The organism is Actinotignum sanguinis (genome assembly GCF_003957255.1).
In the GTDB taxonomy this organism is placed as follows: domain Bacteria; phylum Actinomycetota; class Actinomycetes; order Actinomycetales; family Actinomycetaceae; genus Actinotignum; species Actinotignum sanguinis.
Genome location: NZ_QDIE01000005.1, coordinates 40343 through 61691, shown reverse-complemented (window position 1 = coordinate 61691; position 21349 = coordinate 40343). Strand labels below are relative to the sequence as shown.

Genomic DNA, 21349 nt, shown 5'->3' with positions numbered 1-21349 from the left:
GTGCACTACGCGACCCCAACGGTTCAGGATGTGCACTTTTGAGGCGATCCGCAGACTGGGGACAGGAGAGGACCGGGGGACAGGAGTACTTTTCCCGAGGTGTACTTCGCATGTACAACAAATGCAGTACAGCCCGAAAAACACATAGTGCCTCCCGCGGCGCCGGACCGAAGCTCACACATACGACGACGCAGCCAACCCGCCGTGCGTCCACCCCCGCGGGCCGGTGTGCCAGAAGCCCGGAAACCTAATAGGATTGGGCTTGTGAGCATCCTTACACAGACGCATCATCGGCTCGTGCGTCGCCGCTCGAGCCGTGGGGTTGCTGCCGCTTGCACGCACTCCCGCCATATGTCGCCCGAGGATACGAGGAGATAAGCCATGTCCATTGAACCGACGACGCCCGCGAAGAATTCGGCATCCACGCCCGAAAAGAAGCCGGCAACCACGCCCGCGGCCCCGAAGCCAGCCGCCGCGGAGTCCGCCACCGCGAAGAAGCCAGCAACGGCAAAGGCAGCGTCCCCGAAGAAACCCGCGGCCACCCGGCGCTCAACGAAGAGCACCACCGCGGCAAAGTCCACAAAGGCCTCCGGATCGGCAAAAAGCGCGAAGACCTCCGCGAAGACCTCCGCAAAAGCCCCCGCGGCACAAACCACCGCTACGCCCCCAGCCTCCCCTACCACGCACGGCCGTGCAAACGCCGAAGGGTACCCGCCGGCTTTCCCGCAGGCACCTGTGGCCCCGGCCCCCGCCCCGCGGGCCAATATCGCCCGCATCCCGATTATGGATGTGACACCCTGCGTGCAAAACGGCTCGCTGGCCGCTAAGGGCACCGTGAATGAAGCTTTCCCCGTGCAGGCCACCGTCTGGCGCGAAGGGCACGATCTTTTCGGCTGTGAAGCCGTCCTCGTTGATCCGCAGGGTCGCGAAGTTCAGAGCGCTCCCATGGTCTTGGTACGCCCGGGCCTGGGCCGTTACGAAGGCTGGCTCACCCCCACCGAGCCAGGCGATTGGGCTTTCTTTGTGCGCTCGTGGTCGGATCCGCTGGCCACCTGGCGGCATACCGCCGAAGCGAAGCTCCCGGTCGGCCAGGATATTGACCTGGTGTTCCTCGAAGCCGAGCAGCTGCTCAAGAGGGTGGCGAAGTTGCTGCCGCGCGGTTCAAAGGACCGGCCGGCGATTAATGACGCTATCGACGTCGTTCGAAAAAAGTCCATCCCGGCTTCGGTACGTTTCGCGGCCGTGACGTCCGACGTCGTCGAAGATATTATCCACAGGTATCCGGTGCGCGATTTCGTGAGCGAATCGGCGCGCTTCCCCCTCGCCGTGGACCGCGAACTGGCCCTGCACGGCGCCTGGTACGAAATGTTCCCGCGCTCGGTGGGAGCCTGGCGCGACGACGAAGGCACCTGGCATTCCGGGACCCTGCGCACCGCGGCGGAAGATCTGCCCCGCATTGCCTCCATGGGCTTCGACGTGGTGTACCTTACTCCGATTAGCCCGATTGGCCTGACTGATCGCAAGGGGAAGAATAATTCGCTGATTGCCCAGCCCGGTGAACCCGGCTCGCCCTACGCGATTGGCAGCGAAGCGGGCGGGCATGATGCCATCCACCCGGATCTGGGCACGTTCGAGGATTTCGATGCCTTCGTGGCCACCGCCCGGGATCTGGGCATGGAGGTCGCCCTCGATATTGCACTGCAATGCTCCCCGGATCACCCGTGGCTGCACGAACACCCCGAATGGTTCCTGCACCGCCCGGACGGCACCATCGCTTTCGCGGAAAATCCCCCGAAGAAGTACCAGGATATCTACCCGCTCAATTTCGATGACGATCCGGAAGGTATCTACCAGGCTGTCAAGGGCGTGCTGGAAACCTGGGTTTCGCACGGGGTCACGCTTTTCCGCGTGGATAACCCGCATACCAAGCCGGTGAGTTTCTGGCAGCGGCTGCTGGCCGAATTCCGCCACACCCACCCGGAGGTTATTTTCCTGGCCGAGGCTTTCACCGCCCCGCCGATGATGCGGGGCCTGGGCGCGGTAGGATTCCACCAGTCCTACTGCTACTTCGCGTGGCGTAACGAAAAGAAGGAAATTGAGGACTACCTGTGGGAGGTCGGCCGGGAATCGGATGCGATGTTGCGCCCCACTTTCTGGCCGACGACGCACGATATCCTCACCCCCTATCTCCAACAATCCGGCCCGAACGGCTGGAAGATCCGCGCGATTTTGGCGGCGATGGGAGCGCCCTCCTACGGGATTTACTCCGGTTATGAATTCGTGGAATCGGAGCCGCGCGGCAGCTTCGAAGAAATGAATAACAACGAGAAATACGAATACCGCCCGCGGGATTACACCCGCGATCCCTACGGTATCCAGGGGCTTCTCACCCGCCTCAACGAGATCCGCAAGGAGCACGTGGCCCTCCAGCGCCTGCGCGGGATCACCATTAACCCCACGTCGAATCCGAATATTCTGTGCTTCACGAAGGTGGCGCGCCCGGAGGAAACTCCGTCGGGAACCGCGGACCGCGTGATTGTGGTGCTCAACCTCGATCCGCATACCACCCAGGAGGCGGAGATCTCCCTGGATATGTCCGCTTTCGGTGCTTTCGATGCCAGCGGTCTGCCGCGCGGCGAGGCGCCCGAGCATATCGAGGTGGTGGATGAGCTGGGCGGCGGGCATTTCCAGTGGAATAACCGGCCCTTCGTGCGGCTCAACCCCTTCACCACCCCGGCGCATATTCTCTCCGTGAAGGCCCTCTGATCCTATGTCCCTTCCTTCCCTCAACGCTGCCACTTCCGGGCCCCGCATCACCCAGTCCGAACACCCCGGGCTAATCGATGATCCGGAGTGGTATCGCCACGCGGTGTTCTACGAGGTGCTGCTCAAGGCTTTTGGAGATACCGATGCCGACGGCGTTGGTGATCTCCGCGGCCTGATCGCGCATCTCGATTACATCCAGTGGCTGGGGATCGACTGCATCTGGATCCCGCCGTTCTACCCTTCCCCGGGGCGGGACGGCGGGTACGACGTCGCCGATTACACCGCCGTGGATCCCCGCTACGGCACGATGGATGATTTTCGGGAGCTAGTTGATCAGGCCCACCGGCGCGGTATCCGCGTCATCATCGATATCGTTATCAACCACACCTCCGCGGATCACCCGTGGTTCCAATCTTCCCGCGCTAATCCGGAAGGGCCCTACGGGGATTTCTACGTGTGGTCGGACACCGATAAAAAATACGAAGATGCCCGCATTATTTTCGTGGACACCGAGGTCTCCAATTGGACTTTCGATCCGGTGCGCAAACAGTATTTCTGGCATCGTTTCTTCTCCCACCAACCGGATCTGAATTTCGATAATCCCAAGGTGCACGAAGCGGTCCTCAATATTTTCCGCTTCTGGTGCGGGCTAGGGGTGGACGGACTGCGCCTGGATGCCATCCCCTACCTCTACGAGCGGGAAGGCACGAATTGCGAAAACCTCCCGGAAACACACGCGTTTATCGCGAAGGTGCGCCGGGTCCTCGATGAGGAATTTCCCGGCACGCTTTTGCTGGCCGAAGCGAATCAGTGGCCGGAAGACGTCGTCGAATATTTCGGAACAGCGCAGGCGCCCGAATGCCATATGTGCTTCCACTTCCCCGTGATGCCGCGTATTTATTACGCTTTGCGCGACCAGCGTGCCACCGCGATCCGGGAGATTCTGGAGCGCACCCCCGCGATTCCGGCCGGGGCCCAGTGGGGTACCTTCCTGCGCAATCACGATGAACTCACCCTGGAAATGGTGAGCACGGAAGAACGCGCCCTCATGTACGGCTGGTATGCCGACGATCCGCGCATGCGAGCTAATGTGGGGATCCGCCGCCGCCTCGCCCCGCTACTGGGGAATTCCCGGGCGGAGATCGAGCTGGCGCACGCGCTGCTGCTTTCCCTGCCCGGTTCGCCCTACCTCTACTACGGCGACGAAATCGGGATGGGCGACAATATTTGGTTGCCGGATCGCGACGGCGTGCGCACCCCGATGCAGTGGAGTCCGGATCGCAATGCCGGTTTTTCCACCGCGGATCCGGGCCAGCTCTACCTGCCGGCTATTACCTCGCTGTCCTATAACTACCAGGCGGTCAACGTGGAATCGCAGCTCGCGCAGCCGCGTCGCTGCTCCACTGGATTCACGGGATTCTGGAGGTGCGGCGCGGCCACCCGGCCATGGGCTCGGGTGATTTTGTGCTGCGCGAATCGAATAATGACGCGATCCTCGCTTTCACCCGCTCCTGCCCAGAGGAGACCCTCCTCTGCATCATGAACCTGGCCAATACCCCGCGCGCCGGGCGCATCGAGCTGCCCGACTATGCCGGGTGGCTGGCCACGGATGTGTTTGGCGGGGCAGGTTTCCCGGCCGTCGGTGCCGCTGGCGGTTACGATGTCACGCTGGGCAGCCGCGATTTCTTCTGGCTCAAACTAGATGCGCCCGGGCAGGCGGAACCGGGCCCGGTGGAAGGTGCCCGCGCCGCAGAAATCGGAGAACAGGTGGACTTCACGGCGCTCTCCCGCCCGGCGCCGCCGGCCGCCGCGGCACCCGCGCAAAAGCCCACCGCGGCGAACACCGCAGATCATGAAGAAGGGAGCGCAGCGTGAGTTGGGACATCGGCGAGCGGATTCCGGAACTCGAGGCGTGGATGCACGCCCGGCGCTGGTACCGGGGCGAAGCCCATCCGCTCTACCTGCGGGCCCGCGCTGACTTCGCGTGCGGCGCAGAGCCCTTCACCCTCACCTGGCTCATTATTGACGCCGGGTCTACGCTCTACAACGTCCCGCTGCTCCTCGCCCCCGCTACCGGGTCCACGCTGCACGACGACGCCGCGCCAGTCACGGCGGTCGCGCCGGTCGCGCCGGCTGAGCCAATCGAGCCGGCCCCTCCCGCCACCCCGATTGCCCGCGCCCACGGCCACCTTATTTTCGACGCGACCACGCATCCTGCCGGCCAGCGTTTCCTCTTCGAGGCCGCCACCGGCCAGCCGGGCAGCGAGCCCCTCCTGCATTCCCCGGCGCTCAGCACGACACCTAGCCAGCCCGCCAACAGCACCCTTGACCTGGTCACGCGCCCGGCCGGCTTCCCGGGGAGCTACCGCGCTGCCCGGCCGCTGAGCGGCGAACAATCCAATAGCTCAATCATCTATCAGACCAGCACCGTGCCCCTCATTATCAAGCTCTTTCGGGTGCTGAGCCCGGGCGCGAACCCGGACGTGGAGCTGCAGGCCGCGCTTTCGGATACCGGCACGGTTCCCGCGCAGTGGGGCTCGGCAGCGCTCGTGGGTGGCCCGGCCGCAGCGGGCAGCGATGTGCTGGTGGCGCAGGAGTTCCTCACCGGCGCCCACGACGCCTGGCGCGTCGTCACGAGCTCTTTCCCCGCCCCGAACAGCCCTGTTCTGAATACTTCCCGCGCGCTGCTGGGCGATTTTTCCGAACGCATCCGCGAACTCGGCTCCCTCACCCGCGCTTTCCACACCGCACTCGCCACCCGCCTGGGTACCACCGCGGCGACGCCGCAGCTGCGCGAAGCGCAGCTGGCCAGCTGGCATGCACGAGCTCGCGCCGCCCTTACGGCTATCCCCGAGCTAGCAGCCAGCCGTGCGCGCATCACCGAGGTTTTTGCCGCCGCCGCGGCCACCGCCTGGCCGGCGCTCCAGCGCATCCACGGGGATTACCACCTCGGGCAGGTTGTGGATGTGCCGGGGCGTGGCTGGGTGGCCCTCGATTTTGAAGGTGAGCCCCTGCGCCCACTCCCCGAGCGCGTGGCCCCCGACCTCGCCCTGCGCGATGTGGCCGGCATGCTGCGTTCCTTCGATTACGCCGGTGGCCAGGGCGAACGCGATGGCCAGCCCGCCTCCCGCATGCGCGCGTGGACCCGCGCCGCGGAAGTTGCTTTCCTATCCGGCTACGGCGCGATTCCCGCCGCGCACCGGCCCCTGCTGCGCGCCCTCCTCCTGGACAAGGCACTTTACGAAGTTGTGTACGAGGTCAATCAGCGCCCGGACTGGATCGATCTCCCCCTGGGCGGAGTCCACCGCCTGCTCGAGAACTAGCAGAACCGCAGGTCAGCCCGCCGCCCCGCGGCGGGCTGCGGCGTCGTCGCCCTTCGCACGCCACCACCCACGCCCGCCACCTCCTCCGCACCCGGCCCGCGCGCTGTCCACGGCAGGCAGCCGCGGCCCGGGATAGCGCATCTTTCAGGTATCCTGGGATATGTAGATAGTCGCGCGGTACTTCCCGGAAATTCCGCGATGCCGCTTGGCAGGACACAGCACATCACCGGCGCGCGCGGGTGGTTTCCCGCTCTGACCGCCTACGCTCCATCGTGCAGAGAGGCACACATGTCTAATTACGTAGAAGTTGATGAAGGCACGCTCGAGGCTGTTTCCAAGGGTTGGTACTACGCACCCCACGATGTCCTCGGGCCCCATTCCAACGGCAGCACCGTCACCATTCGCACCATTCGGCGACTCGCGGATGCGGTATTTATTGAAACGCTGGACGGGCGGGTACCTGCCGTACACGAATACAACGGAATTTGGCGCGCGGTGCTCAACACCCCCAACGTGCCCGATTACCGGGTGGTGGCCTCGTACGGGGGCGTGGAAAGCCGCGGGGATGACCCCTACCGTTTCCTGCCCACCCTGGGCGAAACCGATATTTACCTCATTTCGGAGGGGCGCCACGAAGAACTGTGGAACGCACTGGGCGCGCATGTGCGCCACTTCCCCTCCGTTCTCGGGGATGTCACGGGCGTGGCCTTCTCGGTGTGGGCGCCCAATGCGCTCGCCGTACGGGTGGTCGGTGATTTCAACGGCTGGGATGGTTCCCTGCACGCCATGCGCTCCCTGGGCAGCTCGGGGCTGTGGGAAATCTTCGTGCCGGGCGCCGGCGCGGGGGCGCGCTACAAGTTTGAGATCCAGTACAAGGACCTGAGCTGGCACCAGAAGGCCGATCCCATGGCCCGCTACAGCGAAACCGCGCCGTCCACCGCCTCTATCGTCACCGAATCCAACTACGAATGGAACGACGACGCCTGGATGGCCCAGCGTACCGATCCGGCTTCGGGGCCGGTCTCCATTTACGAAGTCCACCTGGGTTCGTGGCGCAAGGGGCTTTCCTACCGGGAGCTCGCTGACCAGCTCATCGGGCACGTCAAGTACTGCGGCTTCACCCACGTGGAATTCATGCCGGTGGCGGAGCATCCTTTCACGCCGTCGTGGGGCTACCAGGTGACCGGGTATTACGCCCCCACCTCGCGCTACGGCACCCCCGATGACCTGCGCTACCTCATTGACCGGCTGCACCAAGCCGGGATCGGGGTCATTACCGACTGGGTCCCCGCGCATTTCGCCACCGACGAGTGGGCGCTCGCGCGTTTCGACGGCCAGGCCCTGTACGAAGATCCGAATCCGCAACGCGGCTCGCATCCGGATTGGGGCACCCTGGTCTTCGATTTCGGGCGCCGGGAAGTGCGGAATTTCCTGGTGGCCAATGCGCTGTACTGGCTGGAAGAATTCCATTTCGATGGAATCCGCGCGGATGCCGTGGCTTCGCTGCTCTACCTGGATTACTCGCGGGAAGCCGGGCAGTGGCAACCCAATATTTACGGCGGGCGGGAAAACCTCGAGGCCATTTCCTTCCTCCAGGAAGTTACCGCCACCGCATACCGGCGCAATCCCGGCGTCATGATGATCGCGGAAGAATCTACCTCCTGGCCGGGCGTCACCGCGATGACGGATAGCGGCGGGCTCGGCTTTGGCCTCAAGTGGAATATGGGCTGGATGAATGACACCATCCGCTACTTCGAGGAGGAGCCGGTCAATCGGCGCTGGCACCACGGGGAAATCACCTTCTCCATGGTGTACGCCTATTCGGAAAACTATCTGCTGCCACTCAGTCACGATGAAGTGGTGCACGGCAAGGGCTCGCTCTACCAAAAGATGCCCGGCGACGACTGGCAAAAACGCGCCGGAGTGCGTGAATTGCTCGCCTACCAGTGGGCGCATCCGGGTAAGCAGCTGCTGTTCATGGGCCAGGAATTCGGGCAGATCCGCGAATGGAACGACGACGCATCCCTCGACTGGTGGCTGACCGACCAGCCCGAACATGATGGCATCTTGTCCCTTGTCAAACGGCTCAACGAGCTCTACGTGGAGCATCCGGCTTTGTGGAGTGATGATTTCACCCCGCACGGATTCGAGTGGATTGACGGCTCGGATGCCGATAATAACGTCATTACTTTCCTGCGCCGCTCCGCGGATGGCAAAGATGTTGTTGTGGTGGCCTGCAATTTCGCGGGTATCCCCCACCACGATTACCGCATCGGTTTGCCGGACGGCGGGACCTGGACGGAAGTGCTCAATACCGACGCGGTGGAATACGGCGGTTCCGGGGTGGGTAATCTCGGGGAGGTCCACGCGGAGGAGATCGGCTGGAACGGCCGGCCCTACTCGGCTCCGGTCCAGCTTCCCCCGCTCGGGGTGGTTTACCTCCACCACGCGACTGAGCAACTCGCGGGGGTTGAGGCGGGCGAAGCCGGCGAAGCCCTCGATGCAGAAGCTGAAACTGGCGCGGCCGGCGCGGCGGGCGCGGCTGGCGGGAATGCCACGGCCGGCGGGGGCGATGAGGGCACGGAGGAATCCGCAGCAGCTGCGGCCGCATAAAGCAGCACCTCAAACAGTCGCCTCAAGCAGCCGCCTAAGATAGCCGCCTCAGCGCGCGCCGCTTACTAGCTCCTTCGCGGCAGCGCCTGGCAGCGGCGCAACAGTGGGCCCGGTGATCACGTGACCACCGGGCCTACGCCTTTGCCTACACACAAAAAGCAACCACAACTACATTAACTTTTCCAAATCATGCGCTGGAGTTGCACTTTGTGAGCGCTGCCCTCGGGGCGTTGCTTTTTGCGGGCACCGCGTGCCGGGGCGTTGCTTTTTGCGGACACCGCGTGTCGAGGCGTTGCTCTTTGCGAGCCCACCCCGTCCCAATCCGCGCCTGGAAACAAAGTGCGCTGGAGAGCCTCGTTTTCAGGTGATTTTATGTTCCGTACGCGCATGTGACGAGAGCGATAGTTCGAAATGCGTACTTCGCCGCCCCTATAGTGCTCCGCCGATCCAAACCGCTCAAGCGGACCGCCGTACTGGCCGGGCTAAGTACCTTTTCCGAGGTGTACTTCGCACGTATAACAAATGAAGTACAGCTCGAAAAACACATAGTGCCTCATTGCCGAACCAATAACCCGGACTTTCCTCGGCAAATCACCGACGGAAAGTCCGGGTTATGAGTAAATATGTCAGGGGTGGCCGGTCAGCTCCGGCGGAGCATTACCAGGTGACCGGCCGCCCGAACCGGAGGAATCAGCCACCGGGCTTACCCCTTGACGGATCCGCCCGTCAGTCCCGACACGATGTAGCGCTGCAGGAAGAGGAAGAGGAGCAGAATCGGGAGCGCGGAGATGACCGCGCCGGCTGTGAACCAGCCCCATTGCTTCTCATTGCCGCCCACCCAAATATTCATGCCGATAGCCAGGGTCCAATTCTCTTCTTTGGAGAGAATTGTGGAGGCCAGGATGAAATCGTTGAAGGCTCCGATGAAGGCCAGCAGTCCCACCACCGCGAGGATCGGGGTGACCAGCGGGAGCACGATGGTCCAGTAGACCTGCGAATGGCTAGCGCCATCGATCTTCGCCGCTTCGTCCAGCTCCATCGGAATGGAGTTGAAGGTGCCGTACATGAGGAAGGTATTGGCGCCCAAGGCCCCGCCCAGGTACACGCAGATCAACGAGAGCTTGGAGTCCAGCCCGAGCACCGGCACTACCTCGCCGAGCTGGCTGAGCAGCAAGAAAATTGCTACGAATGCCAGCAGCTGCGGGAACATCTGAATGACCATGAGGGCCAGCAGCCCGCCTTTGCGCCCCTGGAAGCGGAAGCGCGAAAATGCGTAGGCCGCGGCCGCTCCCATAAGAACCGCCCCGAGCGCGGAGAAAATCCCGATCTCCAGAGTATTAGCGAACCAACGCCAGAACATCGTCGAGGTTCCCAATTGGGTGAAGTTCTGAGTCGAGATCTCCGAGAAAAGGGAATTCGCAGACGTCAGCGTCGTTTTGGTATTCGGGTTCAGGGCTGCGGAGAGCACATAGATAATCGGGAAGGCCGAATAGACGACGGCGAAAAGCCCGACCAGGTGCCGGAAGCCCACCTGGGAAAACCAGCGCCCGAAACTCACCTTATTGTGATGGCGTTCCTTGTGGCTGATCTTCTCCTCGATCACGGGAACTGCGCCGCGCGCGGTTACACCCACACCGCCCGCAGCACCGCCGGGAACCGTCATGATGGAATCGTTTGCCATTACTGTGCCCCCTCAATTGAACGCGAACGCCGGAAGCTGATGAGGGAAATCGTGCCGACAATAACGAAGATGAGGATGGACATGGCCGAAGCCAGGCCGTAATTCTTCGTTGCCGCGCCCGAAAGCCCGGAAATTTGGTACACCATCGAAATGAGGATGTCCGTGGAGCCCACCGGTACCGAGGCGTCCGCGAATTGCGGGCCGCCGCGCGTGAGCATGTAGATGAGGTTGAAGTTATTGAAGTTAAAGGCGAAGGAGGAGATGAGGAGTGGGGTCACCTGGATCATGAGCTGCGGCAAGGTAATATACCGCCACCGCTTAAGCCCGCCCGCGCCGTCGATCTCTGCCGCCTCATTGAGTTCGGACGGAATGGATTGCAGCGCCCCCGTGCAGATGAGGAACATATAGGGGAAGCCCATCCACAGATTCACCAGGATCACGGAAAGCTTGGCCAGCCACGGATCGGTCAGCCACCCGATCTCCGCACCCCCGAAAAGCACCTGGTTGAAGAACCCGTACTTCGGGTTGAGCATACCGGCGAAGAGGAATGCCGTCATGAAGGAGGGGAAAGCGTAGGGAAGCAGCATAATCGTGCGGTAGATTTTGCGCCCGCGCATCCGCTCGTCATTCATGACCAGCGCAAAGAACATGCCCAGCAGGAAAGTGGTCGCCACCGAGAGGAAGGCGAAAGCGAAAGTCCACACCAGCACCTTGAGGAAGGGGCTCGCGTAGCGGGCATCACCGAAGGCGTCGGCGAAATTCTTGAAGCCCACCGTCACCCGCCAGCCGGTATTGAGAGTTTCACCGTCGTCAGCGCGGTAGAAGCCCTCACTGGAATCAGCGTGATAGACCTTGCTCGTGGTGATATCGGTGAGGGTATCGGCCGCGGCGTCGTGCTTGAGGGTCGATTGGAAAACAAAACCGGTTGTGGCGGTTTGGGTTCCAATAAATCCATCCCCCGGGTCCTCACTCATGGGGACGCGCAGCGCGGTGATCTCCGCCTGCCGCGCCCCGATCTGAGCGGGCGTGAGGATCTCATAGCCGGGCACCTCGGTGATGCGCTTGCCGCTGACCTGGGCATTTTTCACAGCGACGAAGGGTGCATCCTCGGTGCCCACGAGCACCGCGCCGTCGTCGCTCACAATAGCGAAGCCGAGTTCCCCGCCCGCGTCCACGACTGCGAGGGGGTACTGCGCGCTGCCCTCAACCCGCTGGGTGGAGGTGAGCAGCAGTGCTTCGGTGGCGCGCTCTTTGGTGAGCATATGGCGGTCGCCGTAGTTGGTGAACGCGATGTAACCGGTGTAGAGGATAACGAACACCTGGAAAATCGCGAGGAATACCAGCCCCGGCGTGAGGTACTTGGCAGCCAGGTGTTTCCGCGAGAAATACACGTAATCCACGATGCCCAGCACCGCCGCAGCTACAGCAACCAGGATCCACGATCCCTCGTTAAAAGCCGCCGCGATAATGTAGATCCCCAGCGCGTTGACCAGCGCCATGAGGACCAGCTTGATAACAAAACCCACCGACCAGGTGCGCGCGTGCGAGGTTCCCACCACCGGGATCTTCTTTTCCGCACGGGCGCTGCCACGCTCGGTCGCGCGGCGCCCGGTCCGGTTCTCCGTTTCCGTACTCATGACTTACCTCTTCGCTGACGCGAGGGTGACCCGGACACCTCCGAGTCACCCTCGCGTTCGCAGCTTACTTGGCTAGTTCTGCCTGCAGATTCTGGATGAGGCTCTGCCATGCGGCCACCGGTTCGGCGCCGTCAATGATCTGAGCTTCGGTGACGCCCCAGGGCACCCACACCGCACCCATTTCCGGGATGGTGGGCATCGGCTGAGCGCCTTCGGCCGCCCGCGCGAAACCGGCGGTCACCTCGTCCTTCTGGGCTTCCTGAGCTGCGGCGGTCAGCGCCGGGAGGCGGTTGCCGGCCTTGTAAATATCCAGCTGCACCTCCGGGGTGGCCATGTAATCAACGAGGAACTGGTTGGCCACAATCTGGTTCTTCGACTGCGCGGAAACATAGAAGCCCTGCACGCCTACGAGCGGGGTCGCGGCCTTGGGGCCCGGCGCCGGAATCGGCTCCACCGCTACCTTGAGGCCAGCGCTGCGGAAGTCCTCAATCATCCACGGGCCGCCCAGAATATAGGGCGACTCGCCCTTCTTGAAGGCATCGACCGCAATATCGTAGGTCATCGCCGTTTCGAAAACGCCGGTCTTGCCCTGCTCGTGCAGCCAGGTGGCGAAAGCCTCGCCGTTTACCCCGCCCATACCGAGGTTCGTGGAGGTGGAACCGTCCGCATTCGTCTCAAAAACGGGCGCTCCGAAGGACTGCTGGAAGGGGTGGTAGGTGTAGGGATCGCCCTTGTCGGTGGTCTGGATGAGGAAGGGGTACTTCACGCCCGCTTCCTTGCCCTTGGCGATCATTTCGTCAAACGTGGCCGGAGTGGAATCCGCCAGCGCGGTATTGCGGATGAGGGCGAGATTCTCCAGCGCGTAGGGCAGGCCGTACAGATTACCGCCGGTGGAGAAGGCCGTGGTGGCCACGTCATTGAAGTCCTTCGCCTTATCACCTAATTCGATGGGGGCGACGACGCCGTTCGCCACGAATTCACCGAGCCAATCATTGGCACCCACGGTGATATCCGGGCCCTGACCGTTCGAGACCTGGGTGAGGAATTCCGCGCGCACATCCCCGAATTCCTTGACCACGAGCTCCACGTGGTTGCCGGTTTCCGATTCAAATTTCTTCGCTGCGCTTTCCAGGGCGGGCTGACGGTTGGAATCCGTCCACACCGTAATGGTGGCCCCGCCTCCGGCAGCCGGTGCCGCCGAGCTGGCTCCGGCAGGGGCTTCGCTCTTATCCGCCGCACCGCCATTACCACCGCAGGCGCCTAAAACAAACGCCAGCGCGGATACCGCGGCCATCGCGCTTATGCTCCGTCGCATTTTTACTCCTTGCGTTGATTCTTCGCTACGCGGGATCGCACCATCACGTTCCCCGTTATCTCCGAGGGTAGCGCATCATTCGGTAATTTTCACCCCTTTTTGCAGTCTTTTTTACGCCATTACATTCCCCTCGGTGAATCACGCCGACTTTTCCGCAGTTTTGCGGGCTTATGGCGCTATTCTCTTTTCAGAAACACTTTCAGAGTGGGAATGGTGATCGGTGGGTAGCTGCGCCGTCGTGCCGAACCGTAACAGCGCATAGAGGCGAGACCGGCAGGCACGTTCCCGCTCTCCACACCCCGCCGCACCCACTTTCGCGCTGGAGTTTTCAGAAAAGCCTCAGTACGATGTTTCACGACGGCGCGCACCGCGCCGACCAGCACAAGGACGTCTCGGTACCCATGAGTAAAATTCGCATGCAAGATGTTGCCACCCACGCGGGGGTGTCCGTCGCGACCGTATCGCGCGTGATTAACCAGAAAGGCAACGTCAGCGAGGAAACGCGCACCGCGGTGCTCGCGGCCCTCGATATGCTCGGATATGAGCGCCCCCCTCGCCTGAGCGAGGCAAGCGGAACCGTGGGCCTGCTCCTTCCCGAACTGACCAACCCGATTTTCCCGGTGTTCTATCAGGAGCTCGAACGGGAATTTAACGCCGCCGGGTACACCACCACCCTGGCAACCCAGGCTCCCGGCGCCCTTACCGAGGACGAAGCAGTCGCATCACTAACCGCTCGCGAGGTATGCGGATTGGTTTTCGTCTCGGGTATGCACGCCGATTCCAAAGCTTCCCCGGAACGGTACGTGCACCTGGCCGAACGTCTCCCTTTCGTGACGATCAACGGGGCGAATCCGCGGGTTCCGGCACCGGATTTTTCTACCGACGACGCCGAATCCATGCACCAGGCCGTGCGGCTACTGGCTGGACTCGGGCACACCAGGATCGGCCTGGGCATCGGACAACGCCGCTATATCCCCGGCCAGCGTAAAGAAACTGGTTTTAGCGAGGCCATCACCCAGGTTCTCCCCGGCGCTGCTGTGATTGTTGCAGAAACTTTTTTCACTGCCCACGGCGGGGCGCGCGCGGCCGAAGCCCTGCTCGCACGCGGGTGCACCGCCATGGTTTTCGGCTCCGATATTATGGCGCTCGGTGCGCTGGATACCCTGGAGCGGCGCGGGGTGCGGGTGCCCGCGGATGTGTCGATTGTTGGTTTTGACGATTCGCCGCTTATTCGCTTCATGCGCCCGGCCTTGACCACGCTGCGCCAGCCGGTGGCGGCTATCGCGCACGCCGCCTGCGCCACGCTGCGGGCAGCCATGGAAGATCTTGCCCCAACCCAGCGCACCAAGGCGGGCGCCTCCATGACTTTCCCGGCCGAATTACTGGTGCGTTCCACCACCGCGGCCGCGCCCTCCCCCACTAACTGAAAGGACATCCCATGCTCCTCCACCCTGCTTCCGAACGTGAAAACTGGTGGCGTGACGCCGTTATTTACCAGATTTACCCGCGTTCTTTTGCTTCCTCGGGCGGGCCGCTCGGGGACCTGCGCGGCATCGAGGGCCGGCTACCTTACCTAGCAGATCTGGGAATTGACGCGGTCTGGCTTTCTCCTTTCTACCGCTCCCCGCAATTCGACGCCGGCTACGACGTGTCCGACTACCGCGATGTTGACCCGCGTTTCGGGACCCTCGCGGATGCCGAGCACCTCATCGAAGCCGCGCACGAGGCCGGCCTGAGAATCATCGTTGATATCGTCCCGAACCACACCTCCTGGGATCACGAGCTCTTCCGCCGCGCGGTGGCGGCCGGCCCCGGCTCACCCGAACGCGAGCTGTTCTGGTTCCGCGAGGGGAAAAACGGAGGTAGCGAGCCTCCCACCAATTGGCGTTCCGTTTTCGGCGGGCCGGCCTGGTCCCGGGTACGCGATCTACCCTTCGTTGCCGGTACCCCGGCCGCGGAGGAGGATCTCTACTACCTCCACCTTTTTGATCGCTCACAACCCGATCTCAACTGGCGCAACCCCGCGGTGCGCACCGAATTCTTGGAGACGCTGCGCTTCTGGCTGGATCGGGGTGCGGATGGCTTCCGGGTGGATGTGGCCCACGGGCTTATGAAAGATCCGGAGCTACCCGATTGGTCCGGGGAGGTGGAAATGGCCGGGGTAACGGAGAAACCCGAACCGGCACCGTTCTTTGACCGCGATGAGGTTCATGAGATTTACCGAGAGTGGCGCGCGGTCTTGGATGAGTACTCTCCCGAACGCATCCTGGTGGCGGAGGCCTGGGCCGATACCGAAGAGCGCCTGGCTCGCTATATCCGCCCCGATGAAATGAACCAGGCTTTCAACTTCATTTATTTGGCCGCGCCTTTCGAGCGCGACGCCCTGCGTGACATTATTGTGCAGTCCCTGCGCCAGTCGGATCGGGTGGGGGCGCCTACCACCTGGGTACTCTCGAATCACGACGGCGTGCGGGTGTGCTCGCGCCTGGGTTACCGGGATACCTCCCGCGGAGCGAATTGCATCGGGGCTCACGATCCGCAACCGGATCGCGAGCTGGGTGCTCGCCGCGCCCTGGCCTGGCACCAGCTCACTGCCGGGCTGCCGGGGGTCTACTACATGTATCAGGGCGAGGAACGCAACCTGCCCGAACATACCTCGCTGCCGGATGAGGTGCGCGAGGACCCCACTTTCGCCCGCACGCACGGCGCGGAGCTGGGCCGCGACGGCTGCCGGGTTCCGCTCCCCTGGGAATCGGATCGCCCCGGCTTCGGTTTCTCCCCGGACGGCGCCACCTGGCTCCCCCAGGGCACGGACTGGGCACGCTACACGGTGGATGTGCAGGAGGCTGATCCGCACTCCCCGCTCCACTTCTTCCGCACCATGCTGCGCCTGCGCGACGAGCTGGAGCTCGGGGTCGGTTCCCTCGAGGACGTCTGCGATGAGTACGGCGCCGGCGTGCTCGCCTATGTCAATCGCGCCGCGACCACCAACCGAGCTGTGAACGCGCAGCGTCCACCGGTTCTCATGCTCACGGTATTCGACGACGCCGCTCCGCTTCCGGCCGGTTGGCGGGTCCTGCTGGCCTCGGATCCGGCGGCCAGTTCCTTGGGCGAAGGGGAGATGATCCCGGCGGATACTACCGTCTGGCTGGTGCCGGTGGAGTAGGAGCCCCTCTCCTTAGAAAAGCGCGGAGGCAAGGTCACGGCGGGCCTTGCGCACAACTTCGGTATCCGCTCCCACCGCGGTGAAGAGTTCCAGCAGGTGGGTGCGCAATTCTTCGCGCGCCTCAGCGCTGGTGACCTTGATGGCGGTGATAAGCCGGGCGAATCCCAGATCGGGACGGCCGGCAGCTACCTCGATATCGGCAGCGGCGATCTGCGCCGCCGCATCGCCCGGCCCACCGGCATCCGCCGCGGCCATAACGGCTTGCGGGTCCTGCCCGCGGGTGGAACGCAGCAAACGCACCTGAGCGCGGCCCACCTGAGCCACGTCACTATCCGGATCTTCTGCCGCGAGCGCGTCAAATTCGGATTCCGCGGCGTCCAGATCTCCCCTATCCAGGGCTTCGAGCGCTGCTAGATGGTGGGGGTTGACAGGTGTTTCACCCGCTTCATCGGCTTTCCCGCTCACGCGGCCGGCCACGCCGGCCCGGTTGGCCGCAGCCAAAAGTTGGTTAACGAGTTCCGTGAGCTGCGCCGTGGTGGGTTCCCCCTGGAAAAGCGGAACGGGTTGGCCGCCGACGAGCGCGATACCCATGGGGATGGTCCGTACTCCGAAAGCCTGGACGAGTTCCGCTTCGGTGCTGGCGTTGACCACCGCGATGCGGATCTGGCCATGACGCCGGCGCGCTTCGCTTTCCAGGGTGGTGCCCAGCTCGCCGGCCTCGCCGTCGGCCACGAAAAGCACGATAACCGGAACCTGCGCGGATAGCTGCACTTCGGCGTTGAGACCGGCAGCGGTGAGGGTGGTGAGGTATGCGCCGGGCACCGGCGCCGCGTTTTCCTGCTTCTTCGCCGCTGCCAGGGCCGCTAAATCGACCGGGCCGCGCATGGACATATCTGCCATATTAGCCTCCGTTCTGCACCGAGGTGAGCACCGGTTTCGATGCCGCTACCGTGGTGATCGTTGTGTTCTGGGCGCCTGCCGCCGGGATTTTCAGGGCCACCGTGAAGGAATAGTTGAGGCGCATGGTCCCCTGGACCGTCACCTCGGTATTGGCCTGGCCGGTGGCCAGCCCGGCAATTTTCGCATCCGTGACCTTAATGGAACCGCCCTGGGCGGTGTGGCGGATTTCGAGGGCCTGGTTGACTTGGAAAACGGTGAGGATGCCGCCATCGCTGGCGCGGAAACTTTCCGGGGTGGTTTGGGCCGGGCCGAATGCCTGGCTCACCGCGCCCACGCCCTGCACCGCGCCGGCCAAAGAATCATAGGTCTGCGACAGCTGGGTGCGCACCGCGTCCGCGGCGGCCGGATCGGCATCCGAGCCGTAACTGAGGGCGCTTCCCTTGGCGTTGAGGGTACCGAGGTAGCCGTCATGGGCGGCTTGCGGAGAGGCCACCGCTCCTTCGCCGTTATCCGCGGCCACGCGCTGCGCACCTGCCGGGCCTGCGGGAATTTCCGGAATCACACTGCCGGGAAGAATATCCATGGCGGCCCACAGCGCCCAATTTTCCCGGGCCGCGCCCTGGGTGAATACGTTAAGGCCCTGGGAGGTGGTATTCGCCGGCCATTTCACCACCGCGAGCGCGCTGCGCGGGAAACCTTCCGCCCCGGAAATTGCCACCGAATCAATGGTGGTGGACAGTTCGGGCATATCGTAACTATCGGCCAGAATGCGTTTGAGCGCGTAGTGGGCGCTACGCTCCACGCTAAAGGGGCCGGAACCGCGCCCGCTGAATTCCTCGGGGCTGGCGGCGGCGTCGGCCTTGGTGAGCTGCTCGAAAATCGCGGGGGCGACCCGCTCGGTGAAGTGTTTATCGGAGAGCGCGGCACGCGGGCTTGCCGGAGCCGGGGTGGGTTCCAGGACGACGGCGTTTGCCGAGCATCCGCCCAGTAATGCCAGTGCCGCGAGGGTGGCCAGGGCCTTACGCATGGGTCGTTCCTTCCTCGTCGTCGTTCTGTTTGGGCCGCTTTTGCCCCCAGATATTCCACCAGCTTTGCGGATCGGATTCCGCGGCGATATCGCTATCGCTACTGTTGTCACCGGAGTTTTCCGGGCGGTCCGCATCGCCAAGTTCGGCAGGTTTGACCGGTACCCCGTCCTTCATGTGGATAACGGGGAGGATTCCAGAATCTGCCGCGGCCTGCCATTCGGCGCGCGAGCCGCGGTAGCCGGGTTCCTCATCCGGGCCCGGGAGCGCGGCTGCCGGTTCCGCTGCCGCGGGTTCGTCTACCGCCGATTCCTCGGTTGCTGGTTCGTCGGCGGGTGTTTCTTCCGAAACGCCTTCTTCCGGAGCGATCAGCTCGATGCGGTCAGCCGGATCGAGGGGGCGTTCGCGCAGCTCCTGCGCGCGCGGGCTTTCCATCAGGATGCCCGCGCCCAGCGCTCCCCCGGTTACCGCGACCCGGTCACCCGCGGCGCAGTCACTTACGGGCTGAACCGCCCCGCCCGTGCCACCCGCACCACCGGCTTCGCCCACCGCCGCCGGTACGGCCGGCATAATGGTCGTTTCATCCGCGGCCCGCTTGGCACGCGATACGCGCTCATCCTGCCCGGCCCGCACCTTCGCGGCGAAGCTGCGCTGGTTCTTGGTGGCGGTCATGAGCAGGGCCACCCCGCTGAGCCCCACAATCAGCCCGAGCAGGCTCACGGGCAGGGACCAATTCCGCCCACCCGGCAGCGCCCAGGTGAGTTCCACTTGCGGGAGTGCCCCGGAGGAGGTCTGCATAATGAGGGATTCCGCGCCCGGGGAGGTCACGGTGTAGGTGAATTCCACCTTCCCCTTGCCTTCTTCCTTGGAGAACCACATATCCGAGGCGAGAACCTGGCCCGGGTCCGCCTCCCCCTGAGAGGGGGTCAGCGTCAGTGCGGCGTCGTCGTTCATGCCGGTAATAGTGGCGCCGGGTACGCCTTCCGCGTACGCGAGCACGTCACCGGAAAAGCCGGCGCCCACGGAAATGGTGTCCTGCGCCGGGCCGGAGACAGCTACCTCCACATCGGTCCCGCCCATATCCAGGACGCCGGGGGCGGTGACGAGCACGCCTTTCCCATCCGGCGCCACGGTGGCGGAGACGCTGGAGGCTGGCTTCCACACGGTGCCGAGCAAAATGCCCACCACCAGGATCGCCAAGCCCGCGAGCGCGAGACCGACTCCTCCGTTCTTCTTCATCATTCCCCTTCTCACTCCGGCTTGCGGCCCGGTACAACCGCACCGGCGAAAGACCATCGACGACAGTTTCCTACGTTAAAGCTACCGCGTGACCTGCTCGGTGGCGGAATTTTTCGGCGCACGGCCGCGCTTTTAGGCTTAGAGAAAAGCCTAACCGTTATCTAACCGTTATAAAACTCCGTTCCGGCCGATGGTGGTGAGCTCCACAGCGTTCACCACATGCCCAGCGCTACCCCCACCGGGTGCGCTGACCGGTAGGCTTAGGGCAGCAATTTCTATCCAGCAGCGCGCGGAAAGGTTGTTATGGCGGATTTAGAACTGTTTCCAACAGTACGCAGGGGTTACGACAAAGCTCAGGTCGATGAACGCATTCACCAACTGGCTGATGCGCTCGCCGAAGCTCGGTCGCGAGTAGCGGGTTTGGATGCGCAGGTTTTGCGTATGTCCGGTGAGCTCACCGAATTGCACAGCCGTTTGCGCGAAGATGAACGCCCGTCCTATTCGGGTTTGGGCACCCGGGTGGAGCGGCTGTTGCGCGGGGCGGAACAGCAAGCGATGGACGTGATGAGCCGGGCGAATTCCGATGCGGAACTACTGGTCTCCCGGGCGCGTTCGCAGGCGGAAAATCTCACCTCCGCGGCGGAAAAAGAAGCGCAGGAAACGTTGGATACCTCGCGTACCGAGGCAGCTCAGGTGCGCCAGCGTGCCGAGGCGGAAGCCACTGAATTGACCACGACCTCGCGGCGCACGGCCGAGGAGCTGGTGACCTCGGCCCAGCGGGAAGCCGAGCGTTTGGAGGCGAAAATGCGCCACGATGAGGCCGAGCAGTCCACCCGGCTCACCCACGAAGAAGAGGAGCGCCGCGCGGCTCTCGCCCAGGAATTGGCGCAGGCGCGCACCCGGGCCGAGGAAGAGGTCACGCAATTGCGCACCGAGGCTGAAACTGAGGTGGCGCGTTTGCGCAGCGAGGCGGAGGCCGAGGTCGCGAAAATCCGCGCGGAGGCCGAACGTGAGGTTGCGCAATTGCGAGCGGATTCGGCCGCGGCCCGCGCACGTTCCGATGAAGAATCGCGTACGGCCATGGCGAAGTTTGTCGACGACGCCGAGGCTCGGGCCGCCAGTGCGGAACGCCGCCTGGCGGAAGCCACGAAGCGGGCTAATGCCCTGACATCCTCCTCGGAAGCTGAGGCGAGTGCGGCGCTGAGCGCCGCCCAGACCGAAGCCCGGGAACTGGTGAGCGCGGCGCGGGAAGATGCCGAGCGGATGCGCCGCGAAGCACGCGACGCCGCCGAAGAATCACAACGCCAGGCCGATGCCCACGTGGCCGGCCTGGAAGAACAGCGCCGTACCCTGACCTCCTACCTGGAGGATATGCGCACGATGCTGGCCACCTCGAATATCCCGCTGGCCCTGGATGAAATCGTGGGCAGCGCCGAGGAGCGCACCGCTGCGGAAGCGGCTGAAGCTGGGGAAGCTGGTCAAACTAGTGAGGCTGGTGAGGCTGGCGCCGAGGCTTCAGGAACTGGCAATCAGTCTCCCGCAGCTGCAGAATCCGATGCGGCAAAGTCCGATGCGTCAGAATCCGACGCGGCCGGCGAAAGCAACTGGGACGCTACCGACAACCGGTAGTGTCTCCTCACGAGCCGACGGGGGCAGGGGTGTTTTTCCGGGGTGTACTTCGAAT

12 protein-coding genes and 1 pseudogene are annotated in these 21349 nt (G+C 63.6%); 7 read left to right on the top strand and 6 right to left on the bottom strand.

Annotated features, from left to right (window positions below; genetic code table 11):
* Positions 1-381: 381 nt before the first annotated feature.
* The 4 genes and pseudogenes from DDD64_RS02575 (at position 382) to glgB (ending at position 8702) form a co-directional block, all read left to right on the top strand.
* Entirely contained in the window at positions 382-2766 is a 2385-nt protein-coding gene (locus DDD64_RS02575; protein ID WP_126134887.1) for an alpha-1,4-glucan--maltose-1-phosphate maltosyltransferase, read from the top strand.
* Between the two features lie 4 nt (positions 2767-2770).
* Positions 2771-4641 (top strand): annotated as a pseudogene (gene treS, locus DDD64_RS02570) (maltose alpha-D-glucosyltransferase).
* Positions 4638-6089, top strand: coding sequence for a hypothetical protein (locus DDD64_RS02565; RefSeq protein WP_126134886.1), 1452 nt, complete (start codon positions 4638-4640; stop codon positions 6087-6089). The pseudogene treS and the gene DDD64_RS02565 overlap by 4 nt, the downstream one beginning before the upstream one ends.
* Positions 6090-6377: 288 nt before the next feature.
* Positions 6378-8702 (top strand): 1,4-alpha-glucan branching protein GlgB, encoded by a 2325-nt coding sequence (gene glgB, locus DDD64_RS02560; RefSeq protein WP_241227346.1) that lies wholly within the window; start codon positions 6378-6380, stop codon positions 8700-8702.
* Positions 8703-9405: 703 nt separating this feature from the next.
* On the opposite strand, the gene DDD64_RS02555 is transcribed toward glgB, so the two are convergent.
* The 3 genes from DDD64_RS02555 to DDD64_RS02545 form a co-directional block, all read right to left on the bottom strand.
* Positions 9406-10383, bottom strand: a complete 978-nt coding sequence (locus DDD64_RS02555; RefSeq protein WP_126134885.1) for a sugar ABC transporter permease — start codon at positions 10381-10383, stop codon at positions 9406-9408.
* Entirely contained in the window at positions 10383-12020 is a 1638-nt protein-coding gene (locus tag DDD64_RS02550) for an ABC transporter permease subunit (protein ID WP_126134884.1), read from the bottom strand. The genes DDD64_RS02555 and DDD64_RS02550 overlap by 1 nt, the downstream gene beginning before the upstream one ends.
* Positions 12021-12084: 64 nt before the next feature.
* On the bottom strand, positions 12085-13335 hold the full coding sequence (locus tag DDD64_RS02545) for a sugar ABC transporter substrate-binding protein (RefSeq protein WP_126134883.1): 1251 nt from the start codon (positions 13333-13335) through the stop codon (positions 12085-12087).
* A gap of 401 nt (positions 13336-13736) precedes the next feature.
* Here DDD64_RS02545 and DDD64_RS02540 point away from each other — a divergent pair, with 401 nt between their 5' ends.
* Entirely contained in the window at positions 13737-14762 is a 1026-nt protein-coding gene (locus tag DDD64_RS02540) for a LacI family DNA-binding transcriptional regulator (protein ID WP_126134882.1), read from the top strand.
* Positions 14763-14773: 11 nt separating this feature from the next.
* Positions 14774-16501: a glycoside hydrolase family 13 protein gene (locus DDD64_RS02535; protein WP_126134881.1), complete on the top strand. Its 1728-nt coding sequence runs from the start codon at positions 14774-14776 to the stop codon at positions 16499-16501.
* Positions 16502-16513: 12 nt separating this feature from the next.
* On the opposite strand, the gene DDD64_RS02530 is transcribed toward DDD64_RS02535, so the two are convergent.
* Genes DDD64_RS02530 through DDD64_RS02520 form a run of 3 tightly spaced genes read right to left on the bottom strand, consistent with a single transcriptional unit; the run spans position 16514 to position 19668 of the window.
* A complete protein-coding gene (locus tag DDD64_RS02530; RefSeq protein WP_126134880.1) occupies positions 16514-17401 on the bottom strand; it encodes a tetratricopeptide repeat protein in 888 nt (295 codons plus the stop codon).
* 1 nt (position 17402) lies between these two features.
* Entirely contained in the window at positions 17403-18428 is a 1026-nt protein-coding gene (locus DDD64_RS02525) for a DUF8094 domain-containing protein (RefSeq protein ID WP_126134879.1), read from the bottom strand.
* Entirely contained in the window at positions 18421-19668 is a 1248-nt protein-coding gene (locus DDD64_RS02520; RefSeq protein ID WP_126134878.1) for a hypothetical protein, read from the bottom strand. Before DDD64_RS02520 ends, DDD64_RS02525 begins: the two co-directional genes overlap by 8 nt.
* A 300-nt stretch (positions 19669-19968) precedes the next feature.
* On the opposite strand from DDD64_RS02520, the gene DDD64_RS02515 reads away from it, so the two are divergent.
* On the top strand, positions 19969-21294 hold the full coding sequence (locus DDD64_RS02515) for a cell division protein DivIVA (RefSeq protein ID WP_241227345.1): 1326 nt from the start codon (positions 19969-19971) through the stop codon (positions 21292-21294).
* Positions 21295-21349: the final 55 nt, after the last annotated feature.

Bases quoted from the DNA above. Each gene is read 5' to 3' on its own strand.
- DDD64_RS02575 (WP_126134887.1), top strand. From the start codon at position 382: ATGTCCATTGAACCGACGACGCCCGCGAAGAATTCGGCATCCACGCCC.
- glgB (WP_241227346.1), top strand. From the start codon at position 6,378: ATGTCTAATTACGTAGAAGTTGATGAAGGCACGCTCGAGGCTGTTTCC.
- DDD64_RS02555 (WP_126134885.1), bottom strand. From the start codon at position 10,383: ATGGCAAACGATTCCATCATGACGGTTCCCGGCGGTGCTGCGGGCGGT.
- DDD64_RS02550 (WP_126134884.1), bottom strand. From the start codon at position 12,020: ATGAGTACGGAAACGGAGAACCGGACCGGGCGCCGCGCGACCGAGCGT.
- DDD64_RS02545 (WP_126134883.1), bottom strand. From the start codon at position 13,335: ATGCGACGGAGCATAAGCGCGATGGCCGCGGTATCCGCGCTGGCGTTT.
- DDD64_RS02540 (WP_126134882.1), top strand. From the start codon at position 13,737: ATGAGTAAAATTCGCATGCAAGATGTTGCCACCCACGCGGGGGTGTCC.
- DDD64_RS02535 (WP_126134881.1), top strand. From the start codon at position 14,774: ATGCTCCTCCACCCTGCTTCCGAACGTGAAAACTGGTGGCGTGACGCC.
- DDD64_RS02530 (WP_126134880.1), bottom strand. From the start codon at position 17,401: ATGGCAGATATGTCCATGCGCGGCCCGGTCGATTTAGCGGCCCTGGCA.
- DDD64_RS02525 (WP_126134879.1), bottom strand. From the start codon at position 18,428: ATGCGTAAGGCCCTGGCCACCCTCGCGGCACTGGCATTACTGGGCGGA.
- DDD64_RS02520 (WP_126134878.1), bottom strand. From the start codon at position 19,668: ATGATGAAGAAGAACGGAGGAGTCGGTCTCGCGCTCGCGGGCTTGGCG.
- DDD64_RS02515 (WP_241227345.1), top strand. From the start codon at position 19,969: ATGGCGGATTTAGAACTGTTTCCAACAGTACGCAGGGGTTACGACAAA.